Origin of the sequence: Pseudoalteromonas sp. H103 (genome assembly GCF_001469205.1) — a bacterium.
GTDB classification, from domain to species: Bacteria; Pseudomonadota; Gammaproteobacteria; order Enterobacterales; family Alteromonadaceae; genus Pseudoalteromonas; species Pseudoalteromonas carrageenovora.
In genome coordinates, this window is the sequence record NZ_LOFG01000017.1 from 142,888 (window position 1) to 159,684 (window position 16,797).

Below are 16,797 nucleotides of genomic sequence, written 5' to 3' on the forward strand. Positions count from 1 at the left end.
GTTTTACGCTTTTAATAATGTGCTGTGATCAAGTTGTTAATTTGTCTGTTTTTGGTACAAAACTCAAGTAATTACATTTGATTACAAAGTGAATCACTTTGGTTTCAGCTGTATTTATAATGTTTCTATATTTATTTATAGTATTGTTTTTAATGTGTATTTATTAATTAACACTGAAACATAATGTAACCTATGTACCTAAAATGGTTATTCTATTTTGTTGTGTGATATAAAACGAACTACTGTTAAGTTTTCGTTCAGTTAAAAGCGCCTAAGTTGCCCTCCTGACTCACTATTCTAATAAAAAGTGAGCATTACCAATTAAGGTAAATTTCCAACAAGTAGGGTTTATTCATGAAAAAGTCAACTCTTGGTTTAGCTGTAATTGCAGCATTCCCAATGTTCTCAAGTGTGCAAGTTCTAGCTGCTGAAGACTCAGCACAAGCAATCGAAAAAATTCAAGTAACGGGTTCTCGCATTAAGCGCGCAGATATGGAAACCGCTAGCCCAGTTACTATTATCGGTGCTGACGATATCACTGCTTCAGGCGCTGTATCAGTAGACTCTGTACTACAAAAAATGACCGCTACAGGCGGCGCAATGACTAACCCAGGTATAAATAATGGGTCTGGTGGTAATGCATCAATTGATTTACGTGGTTTAGGTTCACAACGTACTTTAGTACTTGTAAACGGCCGTCGTATGATCAACTCAGGTACAGGTGCTGCTTCTACCGTTGATTTGAATACTATTCCGGTATCTATGATCAAGCACATTGAAGTACTTAAAGATGGCGCATCTGCTGTTTATGGTACGGATGCTGTTGCAGGTGTTGTAAATATTATCTTAAAAGATGACTTTGAAGGCTTAGACCTTAACGTTAAATCAGCAATCACTACTGAAGGTGATGCAGATGAAACGTCTTTTGATATCACTATGGGTGGTAACTTCGGTCGTGGTAACGTTGTAATCGGTTTACAGTATACAGACCGTGGCGATGCTTCTCAGGCAGATCGTAGTTTTTCTGATTGTCCATTAACTGAAGATGGCGATGGCAGTGCTCCATACTGTTCTGGTTCTTCTTATACGCCTAATGGCCATGTTTGGTCAGGTGATGAATCTTTGCAAGGTCAAGCTGATGATGGCTGGCACGACTTTGGTACTAGTGACGCTTACAACTATTCGCAATCTAGCTACTTATATACGCCAATGCGTCGTTTAAACCTTACAGGTATTGGTAGCTTTGATTTAACTGATGACACGCGTTTATACTCTGAGTTTACATACTCAAAACGTTGGTCAGAGCAGCAATTAGCGCCTCAACCAGTATGGTTCGACTTTGACTACGCTGAATGGATGGGTGATTCTTTAATCGACCAAAACATTAACTACGGTGATGAAGTTTCTTACGGCCGCCGTATGGTAGACACTGGTACACGTGATTCATCTCAAGTAGTTGATACAGTTCGTTCTGTTATCGGTGCTGCAGGTTATTTAGATAATGGCTTAGAGTGGGATACATCAGTTATTTTTGGTCGTAATGACTCAGTGGATCGCTTAAGCAACCTTCACAACATGGGTTCAATTCAAAGCGAAATTGAAGCTGGTAACTTTAACCCTCTTTCACAAGCTTCATGGTCAAGCAGCAGCTTTAGTGACTATGTTTACACCGAGCAAAACTCAGGTGGTAGTCAATTGTTTATGATTACAGCTGCGCTTTCTGGTGAGTTAATGGAAGTACCAGCGGGCTTTGTAGGTTTTGCAGCAGGTCTTGAGCGTCGTGAAGAAAAAGCATGGTACACACCAGATTCTATCACTTCACAAGGTCTTGCGAATGACCCACGTGTTGATGCAACAAGCGGTCGTTTTGATGTAAACGAAGCATACCTTGAACTTGCTATTCCTTTAGTTGCTGATGCTTACCTAGCACAGAATGTAGAATTAAGCGCTGCGATCCGTGCTTTTGACTACAGCACATTTGGTTCTGATGAAACGTGGAAACTTGGTTTAACTTGGCGCGTAAACGACGAACTAATGCTTCGTGGTGTTCGCTCTACAGCTTTCCGTGCTCCTACAGTTGCTGAGTTATATTCAGGTGATTCTCCATCTTACGAGCAAGTTAGCTTTACAGGTGCACAAGATCAAGCTGAAGTTACAGTGGGCGGTAATGACCAATTAACACCTGAGTTGGCTGATACAGTTACTGTTGGTGTAGTTTACGAACCAGAGTGGTTTGATGGCTTCTCAATGACGTTAGATTACTACGACATTGAAATTGAAAACGCTATTGCTACAGTAAATAACCAATACATTGTTGACTCATGTCTTGCATCAGATGGCTCTTTAGCTAATCAATCAACAGCACTTTGTAGTTCAGCAAATATTGACTTTAACCAAAGCACTGGTCGTATCTCGTTTAATAACCAACTACAAAACGTAGGTTATGAGCAAACAAAAGGTTATGACTTAAACTTAAATTACAAATTTGATTTAGCTGGTCTTGCTTGGAACACGTCATTAGATGTTACTTACCTTGACGAATACACTGTTGATGTTATTGAATCAAGCATTGATTACGCTGGTTTAATCACTTCTGGTATTGGTGGTTATGCTGACGTTAAAGCAAACTTTGAGTTAGATGTTAAAGGTGATGTTTGGTCTGCTAATTACAAAGCACGTTACATTGCTGGAATGGATAGCTACAGCTGTCTAGGTAAAGAATCTACATGTTATGCACCAACAACACCATCTGTTGTTTACCATGATGTAAGTGGTTCTTACTTTATCAGTGAAATGGTATCGTTAACTGCTGGTGTAAATAACTTATTTGATAAGCAACCACCATACTACTCAGGTAACAACGATTCTAACACTGACCCGTACACATACGATGTACTTGGTCGTCGTGTATTTGCTGGTGTAAACGTTAAGTTTTAATTAGCACATTAATCGTATTAAGGCTCAGTTTTTACTGGGCCTTTTTTATTGAACAAAACAAAGGAGACAAGTACACTTAATACCATTATTAGAAGGAGAACTGATTGTTAAAGCAAGACGAAAACTTATCTTTTGTCATTGAACCAGAGCTCAACCCGCGTGCTGAGCAGCGTATTGATCTGTATTTTTCTATACCCAATGAAATGGGTATTAACCCACAAACTCTCACTGAAGAATCTTACTTTAATAACCACTTTAAATCGCACTTAGCGTATAACGCTAACAACATTCACTTACCCTTAGTAAGAAGCCGTTTTGTTAGTAAAAACAAAGGTGAGCAACAAGATTACCGCCAAAACCTTAATTTGTTTTGCTATCAGGTTCGTCTAGCGCTTGATGCTGATATACGAGACGCACTTAAAATTGAAGATGTTGAAGATTTTTTCCAGCGAGCTATCGAGTTATTTGGCCAAAGTGAAGGATTACTTAAAAAGCTTAGGCGTTACACACCTGATGATGAAAAACTGATCCCATTTTTTACTAATGCTGATAACTACTTAAGCTGGCATGTTGAGCAGTCATTTTTAAAGCTATTAGATGAAGGTCCACGTAGTAGTGATTTTGCAAAAGAACGTAATGATCTACTGCAATTTTGTAAAAACGAGAATAGTTACCGCGGAGAAAAAAACTATAACTCCGAAACCACATTACAAGATGCAAACCGTATAACCAATAAAATGCGCCTGTTACAACGTTTAATAGAGCATGGCGTTATTTTACAGCGGCAAACACGGTTTCTTAATAGCTACCTTAAACGTTTAGTTAAAGGCACGGTGACTGCGGTTATCATGGCATTTGTTATGGTGGTAATACTAAACGCACGCTCAACCTTTACGGAGGTAACTGCCACGCTAATATTAATTTTAGGGGTTATTTACGGGCTACGTGAAATATTTAAAGAAGATATAACACGGGTAATTTGGCGGGCTATTGTTCGCGGTCGGCCTAAATGGCGTTTTAGTTTTAAAAACAGTATTAGCAAAGATAAAATAGCCAGCCAATTTATTTGGCTAGAATATGTTCGATTTAAAAAAATTCCGCAAGAAGTTAAATCAATATTTTCAAAGCGTCGCCAGCAAAATAAGCAAGCGGCGCAGTGGTTGCACTTTGCAAGCGAAACACGAGTAAGCGCAAAAGAGTTTTTACCAGGGTACGATACGCTACAGCAAACATTGCAGTTTAATTTAGCGCCATTTGCGCGTTATTTAAAACGTGGTGAAGGTAAGTTATACCATTTAGATAGTAATAAAATATCTAAACAAGGGGTAGAGCGGCGTTATCAGTTAAATATGGTACTTGTATTAACTGAGGAAGATAAAAAGCTTTACCAGCGCTATAAAATAACGCTAAACCGCAGTAAAATCATAAATATAGAACTTATTTACTCTAAAAAGTAGGTTTATAGCCATACATTAAAAAAGGGGGATAGATGAAATCTATCCCCCTTTTTTAATTATTTAAGCGTTACTTAGTTAGCTAAACCATGTTTGCTATATAACGTCACTTTGTCTGAAACAAGTGTAATTTCGATATTTTTAGATTCGTCGCCCCAAACACAGTTTGTGTGCAGTGTTTTTTCAACACAGTTATCAGCACTGCCTAAAATGGCTTCTACTTCAGTTTTGTCCATGCCTACTTTAATTTTTTCATAGCTTTCTAGATTTACTTTAGAACACGCTGCAAGGCTCAAGGTAGCTGCGATGATAAGGAATTTTTTCATTGTTATATCCTGCTAAATATTAATGTTTAAATTTTCTAATTTGGACAATCATGCCCATTCGAGGGTGATCAAAGTAATGTACTTCGCCACTTATTACACGTCTAAACTGCGAAAAGCGGGCTGATTCTATATTGCCGTTTTCTAGCTTTTGGCTAATATCAAAATTAGCTGTAATGTATAAATAATGTCGTAAATGTATTTTAAATAAACCATCTAGCTCCCATTCAACATTTGCCTTGTCAGGGTCGTCGAAAAGCTCAGGTTGCGTATTTAATAAGCTTACAAAGTCAGGATTTGAATAGCTTGGAATAACATTATTATCACTTTTAATATGTTTTCCAGCTATTAAATGCATGCTGGGTGCACGTGACTTACTGGCGCCTTCAAAGCGCCATCCGGTATGCAAAATAGGTGTTAACCCTTTTCTGTCGAGCTGACGCAATTGAGTTTTAAACTGTAATTGTTCAGGTGCTAACAAATAGGTTTGCTGCATATGATCCTGTGCTGCTACTTGTGGCGTTACAGGTAATTCATCGTAGCTTTGCATGTAATCAGTGCTGTCGTCGCATACACCAGATTGCGGGTTTGAGTTAACTAATGAATCAGTAAAAGAGTGCTTTTTAAAACGCGCGTCGCCATCTATACAAGCTTGCATTGCTTGCTCTGTATAAATAGGTGTCATTAAATCTAGGCTGTTTTTATCTTCAATAGTGTCGTGTTTAAGCGTAAAGTCTTCTTGTAAGTATGGCGCAGGGCGCTGCTTAAATACCAGTACTTCAACTTCAAACCAACGTTCTGCAAATACAGTGCTGCTAAATAAGCAACATAGAACAATAAGCGATTTTTTTAGCAACATTAATGGCTAACCTTTTTTTCGAAATCTGCAATCATTGCAGTGACCATTTTTAAGCGTTCGCGAGCGTTAGCTTCACTAATTGCGAAGCGCAGTTTATTTGCGCCATCCATTTTGTACACCTTAGGTGCACTTTGTATCAAGCCAATGATGAAGCTAGGGTTAACCTTCGTGTTTTGACTAAACTCAAAGTAGCCCCCTTTAGGGTTTGCTTCAATTTTTGTTATACCTAAATTACTCGCCTGCATTTTAAGCTGTTGCAAACTAAATAGATTTTTAGCAGCGTCAGGCAGTAAGCCAAAGCGGTCTATTAGCTCTACCTGTAATTCATCCATATCAGCAAGACTAGCACAACTTGCTACGCGCTTGTACATGCCAAGACGCGCATTAACATCGTGAATGTAGTCATCAGGTAGTAATGCAGGGAGTTTTAAATCTACTTCTGTTTGTTTTTGTAATAGGTTTTCAAGGGTTGGCTCTTTGCCTTCGCGTAACGCATTTACGGCTTGTTCAAGCATTTCCATGTACAAACTAAAACCAATTGTTTGCATTTGCCCTGATTGATCGTCACCTAATAACTCACCGGCACCGCGTATCTCTAAATCATGAGTTGCAAGAGCAAAGCCTGCGCCTAAATCTTCGAGTGACTCTATGGCTTGCAAGCGTTTTGATGCATCTTTAGATAAAGATTTAGGATCGCCAGTTAACAAATAAGCATACGCTTGGTGATGGCTTCGTCCTACACGTCCTCGTAATTGGTGTAACTGAGCAAGACCAAGCTTATCGGCTCTATCCATAATAATAGTGTTTGCAGTGGGTACATCTATTCCGGTTTCGATAATAGTGGTACACACCAGTACGTTGTATTTTTGGTGATAAAAATCAGCCATTATTTGCTCAAGTTCTTGCTCGCGCATTTGCCCGTGAGCTGAGGTCACACTTGCTTCTGGCACCCATTCACTAATTTCTTGAGATACACGTTCAATGGTTTCTACGTTGTTGTGTAAAAAGTATACTTGGCCACCGCGTTTAATTTCACGAAGTACTGCCTCGCGAATTAAATCACTATCTCGTTGGCGTACAAACGTTTTAACAGCTAAACGCTTAGCTGGCGGGGTCGCAATAATAGATAAATCACGCATACCACTCATAGCCATATTCAAAGTACGTGGTATTGGCGTTGCAGTTAGTGTGAGTATATCTACATCAGCACGTAGTGCTTTAATTTTTTCTTTTTGGCGAACACCAAAGCGATGCTCTTCATCTACAATTAGTAAACCTAAGTCGCTAAAATTAATGTCTTGCTGGATGAGTTTATGGGTGCCAATAACTATATCTAACTTACCATCAGCCATTTTTTCAAGAGTGTCTTTTTGCTGCTTGGTTGAGTTAAAGCGTGAAAGCACACCCACTTCAATTGGAAAGTCAGCAAAACGGTCTTTAAAGTTTTCATAGTGCTGTTGAGCTAGCAAGGTGGTAGGCACTAATACAGCAACTTGTTTGTTATCGTTAACCGCTACAAAAGCAGCGCGCATGGCTACCTCTGTTTTACCAAACCCCACATCACCACATACTAATCGGTCCATGGCTTGTTTTGATTGCATATCGCCAAGTACCGCTTCTATTGCGTTACGCTGATCGTCGGTTTCTTCAAAAGGGAAACTGTCGCTAAATTGACGATATGTTTGTCCATCAAGCGTAAATTTGTTACCTGGTTTGGCTTGTCGCTGAGCATAAATATCAAGAAGCTCTGCAGCTACGTCTCGCACTTTTTCAGCCGCACGTTTTTTAGCTTTTTCCCACGCGTCTGATCCTAATTTATGTAGTGGGGCACTGGCCTCTTCACCACCAGAGTATCGGCTAAGCATATGCAGCGCTGATACTGGTACATATAGTTTAGCTTCACTGGCGTAGGTGATAGTTACAAACTCGGTAATAACACCTGCGGCATCTATTGTTTGCAGCCCTTGGTAGCGGCCAACACCATGATCTAGGTGAACAATAGGTTGACCCTCTTTAAGCTCGGCTAAGTTTCGTATAAGTGCATCTTGGCTTGCTTCGTATTTGTGTTTACGACGCCTACGCTGCGATACTTTAATACCTAATAATTCTTGCTCGGTAATAATAGCAAGGCTTGGCTTAGTGCCAAGGACCACACTTTGCTCAAGCGGGCTTACAATTAAACCTACGTCGCTGTCGCTTTTTGTAAATTGCTCTAGCGTGTCAAACTCTTTAAATTTAATGCCACTTGGTTTTAATACACTTAATAGCGATTCTCGTCGTCCGTCTGATTCAACGCTTAGTAAAATACGGCCTTTGTTCTTTTTTTGCTGGGCAACGTAATTTATAAATGCACCGTATGGTTCATGTTGCTTATGATCTATACGAATGGCTGGTAATTCACTAACGCTTAGATTTTTATTGCCTGCTTTAGTGCCAAGCTTGGCAAGTGATAAGCGAATACGAGAAAATTCACCTAAGTTAGAAAATAGCTCATTAATTGGCTGATATAACTCTGTTGGCTCTAATAATGGGCGTAGTGGATCTACTCGGCGGTTTTCGTAGCGTACATTTACGTCGTGCCAAAAGTTATCTGCAGCATGCTCTAAATCGCCTAGTTGCATTACTGTGGTTGTATCTGGTAAGTAATCAAAAATAGTGGCGAGTTTTTCAAAAAACAAAGGCATGTAGTATTCAATACCTGCCGGCCAAGTGCCTTTACTAACTTGCATGTAAACAGAGTCTTGCTCTGAGCTTGCGCCAAACTTTTCTCGGTAATTTATTCTAAAGCGTTCTACGTCAGCTTCGTTTGTAGGAAACTCGTGAGCAGGAAGTAATTCAATTTTATCTACTTTTTCGTCAGAACGCTGGGTTTCTACATCAAATAAGCGAATGGTATCAAGCTCGTCATCAAAAAAGTCGAGCCTAAATGGGTGCGGGCTACCCATAGGATATAAATCAACTATAGAGCCGCGAATAGCATACTCGCCGTGCTCCATAACTTGTTGCACGTGTAAATAACCAGCTTGCTCTAAGTTGCTACGTAAGTTATGAGTATCGAGCTTATCGCCTACTTTAAAATTAAGTGTAGATCCGTAAATAAATGAAGCAGGCGCAGTACGGAGCATTAATGTAGATACAGGCACAATTAAAACGCTTTGTTTTTCGTTTTTAAGGGTGTTAAGTGTGGCTAAACGCGCTGAAATTATATCTTGATGAGGGGAGAAGTGATCGTAGGGCAGAGTTTCCCAATCAGGAAAAACCATTACCGGATTATCGGGTAACAGGTATTCAAGCTCGGTTTCAAGGCGTAAAGCACTTGGCGTATCAGGCGTTACAATTAAAACCAAGTCATCTTGTTGTTTTACGCCCTCAGCAATGGCAATACTTAAACCACTGCCACTAAGCTGCCCCCATTGAATTTTATCTTTTTGAGATTTTACCCAAGGCAAGGCTGCCCATTGCTCAAACGCCATTTATTACTCCATTTACAATGTGGCGCTTGTGTGCAAGCGCCATAATATTATTTAGTCTCGGTAAATTTTTGTTAGGTCTTGGTAATGATCAATTCTACGGTCGCGTAAATACGGCCATATACGTCTTACGTTTTCAGACGCTTTTTGATCAAGTTCTACCACTAAAATTTGCTCATCAGTGTTATTGGCCTCTGCCAATATCTCACCTTGTGGGCCTGCAATAAATGAGTTACCCCAAAATGCAATACCTTCGCTTTGCGCACTTGGATCGCTCTCATGGCCTACTCGGTTACAGCTAATCACAGGCACGCCATTGGCAACAGCGTGGGCACGCTGAACAATAACCCATGCATCTTTTTGACGGGCTTGTTCATCGTTATCATCACGTGGATCCCAGCCAATTGCAGTTGGGTAAATTAATATTTCAGCACCAGCCATTGCCATTAAGCGCGCTGCTTCTGGGAACCATTGATCCCAACAAACTAATACGCCTAATTTACCTACAGAGGTTTGAATCGGCTCAAAACCTAAATCACCTGGGGTAAAATAAAATTTCTCGTAAAAACCAGGGTCATCAGGAATATGCATTTTTCGGTATTTACCGGCAATGCTGCCGTCTTTTTCAAGGACTATAGCGGTATTGTGGTATAAGCCTGTCGCGCGTTTTTCAAATAAAGAGGCAACAATGACTATTCCGAGCTCTTTGGCAAGCTCGCCTAAGGTATTACTACTTGGGCCCGGAATTGTTTCAGCTAAATCAAATACGTCTACGTCTTCAGTTTGGCAAAAGTAAAGGCTGCGGTGCAGCTCCTGTAAAACAACTAGCTGTGCGCCTTGCTTGGCTGCATCGCGAATTCCGGCAATTGATTTTGCCATATTTTGCTCTGCGTTATTGCTATTAGATTGTTGTACTAAGGCTACATTTAATTTTGCAGGGCTTGTCATTGTGCTGCTCCAGCTAAAAATCCACGAGGTAGTTGCATGGTAATACAGTGCAAACTGCCAAATTGTTCAATAATAGGTTGGCAATTAATGCCGATAATTTCATGCGTTGGATACGCTTTTTGAATTTGCGAAAGGGCAAGTTCGTCATTTATATCGTTATAAGTAGGTACTAAAACCGCGTTATTTATAATTAAATAGTTAGCGTAGGTTGCAGGTAAACGCGTATTCTCATTGTCGTATGCTGCTTTTGGCCAAGGCAATGCAATTAAAGTATATGGGGTGTTATTTGCTGTTTTAAAGCTCTTTAGCTGTTTTTCCATCGCGCTTAAGGCGCTAAAATGTTCATCATTTTCATCATCACACTTTACATATACCAGTGTATTATTAGGCGCAAAACGCACTAAGGTATCAATGTGGCTGTCGGTGTCGTCACCCGATAAATAGCCATGCTCTAGCCATAAAAAATCAATAGCGCCTAAATGGCTTTTTAAGAGGCTCTCTATTTCGTCAGCTGATAAATCAGGGTTACGGTTTTTATTGAGTAAACATTCGCTAGTTGTAAGTAAAACGCCGTGTTCGTTTATTTCAATACCACCGCCTTCAAGCACCATATCAATTGCTTGATACTGGTTATTTGTATCGCCAAGCGCTTTTACCAAGCTTTTATTAATTTGATTATCAAGCGCGCTTTCAAATTTATTGCCCCAACCATTAAATGTAAAATCAACCACATTTAGCTCAAGCGGATTGTTTATTGATGCACACGTTAAAGGGCCATGATCGCGTGCCCATGTATCGTTTGTAGGGGTAACTACAAAATGAACTCGGCTTAAATCAATAGCGGCGTTTTTAAGCAGCGCTGTTATACTAATTTTTAATGCTTCACTGTGGGCTACTATTACAAGCTGTTGCTTGTGTGTTATTTGCTTTGCAAGCTCAACATAAACGGGTTCTACACGCGCTAAATTATTAGCCCAGTCGGTGTCTATATGCGGCCAAGTTAGCATTACAGCATCTTGCTCAGCCCATTCTGGTAAAAGTCTAAAGTTCATGAAATTTTGATACAAATTAAGGTGCCGTTAGTTTAGCATTTTACGTAAATATGTCAGCTAATTATCACTGTTAGGTTCAGCATTAACTTGTTCAAGTTCTTGGCGTTTTTTTAGTTGGCGTGTTTGGGCGTGTAAGCTTGCTCTTACTACAAGCTCTTGGTCGGTAGTTCTGATTGATGTAAACAGCATAGTGTATTGATAATGTTCATTATCTTTTTTCTCAACAGCAACTACTTCGGTATAACAATATACTGCAGAAGCTTCGTGATGCAAAAATAGCTTCGTTCTGAATGCTTGGCCAATTGAATAAACGTCTGGGGAGGTAAAGCGAATACCGCCACCGCCATAGCTGTCACATTGAATGGCGCTATCTTGTGCTTGCTCAGAGGCTAAAATATGGCTCATGATTAAATCAATTTTACGAGACTGCGCCTGTAAAAAGGCGGCTAGTTCTTGCGCAACATCACCTAAATTTCTAAGCGGGCGTAAAGAACTTTGCTCAAGCTCACTGACCTCATTAGCTAACCTAAATAGAGGAGGAATGTCGTCTTCAAGTTCAAGTTGCGATTTAGGAACTTGGTTGTCAGATACCGCGAATAAATTCACTCTTATACTTTCATTTATTTGAAAATACTCTTCAAATTCGCTTAATCTTTGGCTTTTCATAACTATCTCCACTACGCATTAGCTAACTCGAGTAAACCCATACAAAGCAGCTATTTACGGCGCTATCTACATAGAATTTACGGCTACTATTTACAGGTAAATTTGCTTTGTTTTTACTAAAACCTACTGAATCGAGAAAGTGTATTTAAATATCATTACAGTTCAATATGTTAGTAACTTTTCAACCAAAGTTTAGTTTAGCTAAATAGTAGCGTTGTAAGGGAGAAATTACTAGGTCTATTAATCTGTCGGCCTTACACCCATATAAAATAAGTAAAACTGAGCAAAGCATTCGCGTTCTGTTCTTGGGCGTTATCCATATCCATTAAGCATTTATCAAACATAAAAAAGCGGCCAATGTCATCCTAACATCGGCCGCTTGGGTATTGATTAATTAGCGTATAAACGTGCTTACTTAAGTAGAGCGACTAATTCATGTAAATCTTTCACAACGTGATCAGGTTTTTTTGCAAGTGGGTAAAGCGCTTTACCTGGGCGTGCAATAAATGTAGTTTGTAATCCGGCTTCTTTAGCGCCTGCTACATCCCAACCATGTGCTGCTACCATCATTGCTTCATTTGGCGCTACATTTAACTTTTTAAGTACCCACTCGTAAGCACGTAAATCTGGTTTGTATATTTTAATATCTTCAATGCTGTAACGCGCATCAAAGTAAGACATTAAACCAGCGCTTTCAAACTGTGCCTTAACACCTTTGTTTGAAGAATTAGTAAGGCTTACTAACTTATAGCCTTGTGCTTTAAGTTTTGCCAGCCCTTCTTTAACATCATTATGTGGTGGGAGTGTTAAAAGCGGGGTGACAATGGCTGTTTTTGCTTGTTCACTTGTTATGTCTATATTGTTATTTTGTGCCACCATCATTAGCGATGCCACACCAATTTGTCCAAAATCGTGGTAACTACCGCTTACTGTATCTACTAATGAGTGGTGCAACATTGTAGAGAACCATAAAGGTAGTAAATCTTCTCGACCACCTAGCGCTTTACCAATTGAGGTACGCATTGATGTTAAATCAAGGAGTGTTTCGTTAACATCGAAAATAAGTACTTTAGGTTTTTCTTGAGTTTTCATTTCATCAGCCATCGCATAGCCAGAAACTAAGCTTGAGCCGACAAGTAGTGAAAGAGTAAGGTTTTTTAACGATTTTAAAATAGACATTAATTTTGCTCCGATTCAAGTGCTGCCATAATATCAATAGGCTCTGCACGTAGGGTGTAGTCTTCGTTTAAGAATGCGTAAGTAATAACGCCTTCTTGGTTAATTACGTATGTTGCGGGTAGTGGTAATTTAAAGCTTTTATCACCGTAGTAGTGCTCAAAATCAATTCCAAACTGTGTATAAAGTGCTTGAATGCGCTCATCTAATGTAAACAATAAGCCAAATTGTTCAGCTACTTTATTACTCACATCTGAAAGTACATCGAAATCTAGTTCATTTTTTTGTGTAGTTGAGAGTGTTTCATCGGGTAACTGTGGTGAAATAGCAATTAACTGGGCACTTTGCGTTTTAAATTGCGCTAAGTAATCGTTCAGTGCTTTTAACTCTAAATTACAATAAGGACACCAACCACCACGGTAAAAGCTAACTATTACTGGGCCTTTATTTAATAAATCATTAAGCTTGATACTTTCACCGTTATGATTTACTAAGCTAAAGTTTTCTACCTTTGCACCAATTTGTAAGGCGTTATCTTTAATGTGCTGAGCTATAAGCTCTTCATTTGTTGTGTCCATTAATGCGAGTACATCAGCAGGTAATTTTGCTTCTTTTTGCACATTGTATGCATCTATTTGTGCTTTTAAACTCATTACTAAATCTCAAATTAAAACATATTGCGATTATGTGTGTTCTAGTTATTTAAATAAACATTGCAAAACTGAAAGCTTCATTCGAAAATATTAAACATTGAAAACACATCTAAGCTAGCCAATGTACAATTTAAGTGATTTAGAAACCTTTATTGCGGTGGTCGAAAACAAGGGGGTATTGGCTGCAGCGCGTGAGCAGCGACTATCACCCGCAACTGTAAGTCACAGGCTTAGTAAACTAGAACGAGAACTAGCCACTGTTTTAGTTTTTAGAGATAGCAGAAGAGTAAGGTTATCGCCTGCTGGTGAATTATTTTACAGCCGTGTCGGTGCCATAATTGAAGCATTACATGACGCCGAACATAGTATAGGTGCACGTAGCTCATCGGTAAGTGGTTTGTTGCGCGTTACTATGCCGCCTTGGATTTTTTCAAAATATGTAATGCCAAAACTGACTGAGTTTGAGAGTAAGTATCCACAGCTTAAGCTCGATTTTTTAATAACTGACCATTTTGTGAATGTAGTGGATGACGCGCAAGATGTAGCGATACGAGTGGGCACATTAACAGACTCAGGGCTGCTTTCTCGCAAGATAGTTAATAACAGCCGTTTACTTTGTGCTGCGCCTAGTTATATAAAAAAGCATGGTATGCCTACAACACTAGCTCAATTAGAAGAGCATTATTGGGTATGCTTACCTTGGCAAAGGCAACTTAAGTTATTTGATGAGCACGGTGGTATAAATACATTTAATGCAAAAACGCGTTTTACTATTTCTAACTCAGATAACATGACACAGGCTGCTATTGCAGGGCACGGTATTGCTATCAAATCTAAAATAGCGATAAGCGAAGAGCTAAAAAGCGGTGCGCTTGTTGAAGTTATGCCGCATGTTATGGCGCAAAGTGATGCTCCGGTGTGGTTTTTACGCCCGCAAAACAGTTTAACAACGCGTAAAACAGATGTGTTTTATGAATTTATGAAATCATTATTTTTGAGCTGCAAATAATCTACTGTAGCCGCGTTTTAACCCTGATATAAGTAAAAAACCAAGCAGTTCAGCAAGCACTGCAATTATAATGGCGCTAATAATTGCCGCTATTATAGAGTCTTTTTTTAGCACTATTTGGCCTTCAAAGCGCTGCCATACCTGTTGCTTAATATCGCTTAGGTTGCTCGTTAGAGTAAAAACATAAGGCGATTGCTTAAATTGCTCAACCGCTAACTGGAGCGATTGCTGACGCATATTAAGGGTATGAATATGTTCAGCGCCTTTGCCTACAATTTTATCGCCTAAATTTTTATAGTGTTTTATTAGTTTATTTAAATCGTTATTAAAGTATGTGGCAGCGTCATTTTTAAAAGGTGAAATTGCGTTATTTGCTTCAATTAATTGTGCATTGAGCGCTTGACCAAAATCGCTTACATAGGCCGGAATTTGTACCCCTAGCAGCAACCCACAAGCAAAAAAACTAAGTCGAATATAATCTAAAAATTTACTCATTTATCTTCTTATCCATTTAAATAACGCTAAATTAACATTTAATCTTGTTTTTATGCCAAAAACTCGTAACCTGTTGGTAATAAAAATAACAACAGGTGCGTGTTAAGGATGACGAAAAAAGTAAAAATCACGTCAACATTTGTTGATATTTCGAAGCAACTAAAGCGCTTTGTATCGCGTATAGTTCAGCCCGACGATGTAGAAGACATTGTGCAAGAAACGTTTATAAAAAGCTATGAAGCTGATTTAAAACAAGACATTCAGTTTACCCGCAGTTATATGCTCAAAACAGCAAAGCACTTAGCACTTAACCATATTGCTAAATGGGATAACAAATTTAATGATTCGTTAGAACATGATAACGAATTACCCGTATTACTCAAATCAATGCAGCTTGAAGATGAATACACATCTAAAGAGCGCTTTTTACTTTTTTGTAGAGCTACCGAGCAACTAAGCTCGTCTATTCGTAAATGCTTTATATTAAAAAAAGTATACGGTATGAGCCAAAAAGAGATAGCAGAACAAATGCAGTTAAGTCAAAGTACTGTTGAAAAACACATTGCAAAAGGGTTATTACAAACCATGCTTTATATGCGTGAGTATGAACAAGGCAATGAAGTACACCCAAAAGCACAGGCTCACCCTATTTCAGTAGGGAGGGTTGCAGAATGAGTAACGTTCATCAATTTAATTCAAAAGATCTCATTTTAGAGAAATCATGTGACTGGATAAGTGCCATCGATCGGGGTTTGACCGATGATGAAAAAGAGCAATTTAAATTATGGATGATGCAAAGTACGGCTCATCAAGACGCTATTTATGAACTAGCCCAATTATGGGATGAGTTATCTGTATTAAATGAGTTAAGTAATTTATTTCCACAGCACAATAGTGCAAAAGAATCTAAAAAGAAGTGGATGTTTTCTTATTCAATTGCAGCGAGTTTATTTGCTGCGTTAATGGTATGCAGCTACTTATTAATTAATTTAGAAAACGGCTATAACCAAGAGCTTGCGAAAGTTAATTACACTAAAATTTACAAAACAAAAGTAGGTGAACAATCCACTTACGTTCTGCCAGATGGCACTATTGTGCAGCTTAATACCAATAGTTTATTAGAGGTTGCATACAGTAAAGGGCGCAGGCAGTTGTTACTCAGCAGAGGGGAGGGGCGTTTTAATGTAGCAAAAGACGCAACACGTCCGTTTAGTGTTATGGCAGGTGATAAAAGTTTTACAGCCCTTGGCACGGTATTCAATGTGCAGCGCAATACGTCATCAGACTTAGAGCTGGTAGTGACTGAAGGTAAAGTGATGATCACTGATCCGAGCGTAGCCGTTGATGCTAACGACTTTAAAGATTATCAGCTTGCAGATAATAGCACGCAAAAAATTCGTCAAATTAACGCCAATATTGTTATCTCTGGCGAAAAAGCAGTTATAGAGCAAAGTGTTACTAAACCTATCACTCAGCTTTCAATGGGCGATGTACAACGTGATTTAGCTTGGCAAAACGGCATGCTTATTTTTAATGGTGAACAGCTAAGTGATGCACTAAATGAAGTAAGTAGATACACATCGACTCGTTTTGAATTGTCGTCAGATGCACTGGCGAGTATAAAAGTAGCTGGCGTGTTTAAAGCCGGTGATGTGGAAGGTTTATTAGAAAGTTTACACACTAACTTTTCGATTGAACATGAGCGTTTAGGTGAGCATGTAGTAACGCTAAAACACCACACAGAATCATAAGTAG

The 16,797-nt window shown here is 39.1% G+C and carries 14 protein-coding genes; 5 read left to right on the top strand and 9 right to left on the bottom strand.

Annotated elements, in window-relative coordinates:
• The first annotated feature begins 354 nt into the window (after positions 1 to 354).
• Together ATS74_RS15030 and ATS74_RS15035 are read left to right on the top strand one after the other, a co-directional pair.
• Entirely contained in the window at positions 355 to 2,937 is a 2,583-nt protein-coding gene (locus ATS74_RS15030) for a TonB-dependent receptor (protein WP_058549682.1), read from the top strand.
• A gap of 104 nt (positions 2,938 to 3,041) precedes the next feature.
• Positions 3,042 to 4,394, top strand: coding sequence for a hypothetical protein (locus ATS74_RS15035; RefSeq protein WP_058549683.1), 1,353 nt, complete (start codon positions 3,042 to 3,044; stop codon positions 4,392 to 4,394).
• A gap of 71 nt (positions 4,395 to 4,465) precedes the next feature.
• On the opposite strand, the gene ATS74_RS15040 is transcribed toward ATS74_RS15035, so the two are convergent.
• From ATS74_RS15040 to ATS74_RS15075, 8 genes are all read right to left on the bottom strand, one after another.
• Positions 4,466 to 4,717 carry a hypothetical protein gene (locus tag ATS74_RS15040; protein WP_058549684.1) on the bottom strand — a complete coding sequence of 84 codons (252 nt, stop codon included), beginning with the start codon at positions 4,715 to 4,717 and terminating at the stop codon, positions 4,466 to 4,468.
• 19 nt (positions 4,718 to 4,736) lie between these two features.
• Complete coding sequence (locus ATS74_RS15045; protein ID WP_058549685.1) at positions 4,737 to 5,573, bottom strand: peptidoglycan binding protein CsiV; 837 nt, start codon at positions 5,571 to 5,573, stop codon at positions 4,737 to 4,739.
• The gene (mfd, locus tag ATS74_RS15050; RefSeq protein WP_058549686.1) at positions 5,573 to 9,046 is read right to left on the bottom strand and encodes a transcription-repair coupling factor; all 3,474 of its coding nucleotides are present in this window, start codon (positions 9,044 to 9,046) and stop codon (positions 5,573 to 5,575) included. Before mfd ends, ATS74_RS15045 begins: the two co-directional genes overlap by 1 nt.
• A gap of 51 nt (positions 9,047 to 9,097) precedes the next feature.
• Positions 9,098 to 9,991: a carbon-nitrogen hydrolase gene (locus ATS74_RS15055; protein ID WP_058549687.1), complete on the bottom strand. Its 894-nt coding sequence runs from the start codon at positions 9,989 to 9,991 to the stop codon at positions 9,098 to 9,100.
• Positions 9,988 to 11,043, bottom strand: coding sequence for an agmatine deiminase family protein (locus ATS74_RS15060; protein WP_058549688.1), 1,056 nt, complete (start codon positions 11,041 to 11,043; stop codon positions 9,988 to 9,990). Before ATS74_RS15060 ends, ATS74_RS15055 begins: the two co-directional genes overlap by 4 nt.
• 57 nt (positions 11,044 to 11,100) lie before the next feature.
• Complete coding sequence (locus ATS74_RS15065) at positions 11,101 to 11,709, bottom strand: PilZ domain-containing protein (protein ID WP_058549689.1); 609 nt, start codon at positions 11,707 to 11,709, stop codon at positions 11,101 to 11,103.
• 411 nt (positions 11,710 to 12,120) lie between these two features.
• Positions 12,121 to 12,888 carry a haloacid dehalogenase type II gene (locus ATS74_RS15070; RefSeq protein WP_058549690.1) on the bottom strand — a complete coding sequence of 256 codons (768 nt, stop codon included), beginning with the start codon at positions 12,886 to 12,888 and terminating at the stop codon, positions 12,121 to 12,123.
• Positions 12,888 to 13,538, bottom strand: coding sequence for a peroxiredoxin-like family protein (locus tag ATS74_RS15075; protein ID WP_058549691.1), 651 nt, complete (start codon positions 13,536 to 13,538; stop codon positions 12,888 to 12,890). The genes ATS74_RS15070 and ATS74_RS15075 overlap by 1 nt, the downstream gene beginning before the upstream one ends.
• Before the next feature lie 121 nt (positions 13,539 to 13,659).
• Here ATS74_RS15075 and ATS74_RS15080 point away from each other — a divergent pair, with 121 nt between their 5' ends.
• Positions 13,660 to 14,547, top strand: coding sequence for a LysR family transcriptional regulator (locus ATS74_RS15080; RefSeq protein ID WP_058549692.1), 888 nt, complete (start codon positions 13,660 to 13,662; stop codon positions 14,545 to 14,547).
• Here the strand turns inward: ATS74_RS15080 and ATS74_RS15085 are convergent.
• Positions 14,527 to 15,042 carry a DUF2937 family protein gene (locus ATS74_RS15085; protein ID WP_058549693.1) on the bottom strand — a complete coding sequence of 172 codons (516 nt, stop codon included), beginning with the start codon at positions 15,040 to 15,042 and terminating at the stop codon, positions 14,527 to 14,529. The two genes, ATS74_RS15080 and ATS74_RS15085, sit on opposite strands and share 21 nt — an antisense overlap.
• 108 nt (positions 15,043 to 15,150) lie before the next feature.
• On the opposite strand from ATS74_RS15085, the gene ATS74_RS15090 reads away from it, so the two are divergent.
• Together ATS74_RS15090 and ATS74_RS15095 are read left to right on the top strand one after the other, a co-directional pair.
• On the top strand, positions 15,151 to 15,717 hold the full coding sequence (locus ATS74_RS15090; protein WP_058549694.1) for an RNA polymerase sigma factor: 567 nt from the start codon (positions 15,151 to 15,153) through the stop codon (positions 15,715 to 15,717).
• Positions 15,714 to 16,793 (top strand): FecR family protein, encoded by a 1,080-nt coding sequence (locus ATS74_RS15095; RefSeq protein ID WP_058549695.1) that lies wholly within the window; start codon positions 15,714 to 15,716, stop codon positions 16,791 to 16,793. Before ATS74_RS15090 ends, ATS74_RS15095 begins: the two co-directional genes overlap by 4 nt.
• The last annotated feature ends 4 nt before the right edge of the window (positions 16,794 to 16,797 follow it).

What these genes read in the sequence shown, in the direction of transcription:
- ATS74_RS15030 (WP_058549682.1), top strand. Translation starts at nt 355, where the DNA reads ATGAAAAAGTCAACTCTTGGTTTAGCTGTAATTGCAGCATTCCCAATG.
- ATS74_RS15040 (WP_058549684.1), bottom strand. Translation starts at nt 4,717, where the DNA reads ATGAAAAAATTCCTTATCATCGCAGCTACCTTGAGCCTTGCAGCGTGT.
- ATS74_RS15045 (WP_058549685.1), bottom strand. Translation starts at nt 5,573, where the DNA reads ATGTTGCTAAAAAAATCGCTTATTGTTCTATGTTGCTTATTTAGCAGC.
- mfd (WP_058549686.1), bottom strand. Translation starts at nt 9,046, where the DNA reads ATGGCGTTTGAGCAATGGGCAGCCTTGCCTTGGGTAAAATCTCAAAAA.
- ATS74_RS15055 (WP_058549687.1), bottom strand. Translation starts at nt 9,991, where the DNA reads ATGACAAGCCCTGCAAAATTAAATGTAGCCTTAGTACAACAATCTAAT.
- ATS74_RS15060 (WP_058549688.1), bottom strand. Translation starts at nt 11,043, where the DNA reads ATGAACTTTAGACTTTTACCAGAATGGGCTGAGCAAGATGCTGTAATG.
- ATS74_RS15065 (WP_058549689.1), bottom strand. Translation starts at nt 11,709, where the DNA reads ATGAAAAGCCAAAGATTAAGCGAATTTGAAGAGTATTTTCAAATAAAT.
- ATS74_RS15070 (WP_058549690.1), bottom strand. Translation starts at nt 12,888, where the DNA reads ATGTCTATTTTAAAATCGTTAAAAAACCTTACTCTTTCACTACTTGTC.
- ATS74_RS15075 (WP_058549691.1), bottom strand. Translation starts at nt 13,538, where the DNA reads ATGAGTTTAAAAGCACAAATAGATGCATACAATGTGCAAAAAGAAGCA.
- ATS74_RS15080 (WP_058549692.1), top strand. Translation starts at nt 13,660, where the DNA reads ATGTACAATTTAAGTGATTTAGAAACCTTTATTGCGGTGGTCGAAAAC.
- ATS74_RS15085 (WP_058549693.1), bottom strand. Translation starts at nt 15,042, where the DNA reads ATGAGTAAATTTTTAGATTATATTCGACTTAGTTTTTTTGCTTGTGGG.
- ATS74_RS15090 (WP_058549694.1), top strand. Translation starts at nt 15,151, where the DNA reads ATGACGAAAAAAGTAAAAATCACGTCAACATTTGTTGATATTTCGAAG.
- ATS74_RS15095 (WP_058549695.1), top strand. Translation starts at nt 15,714, where the DNA reads ATGAGTAACGTTCATCAATTTAATTCAAAAGATCTCATTTTAGAGAAA.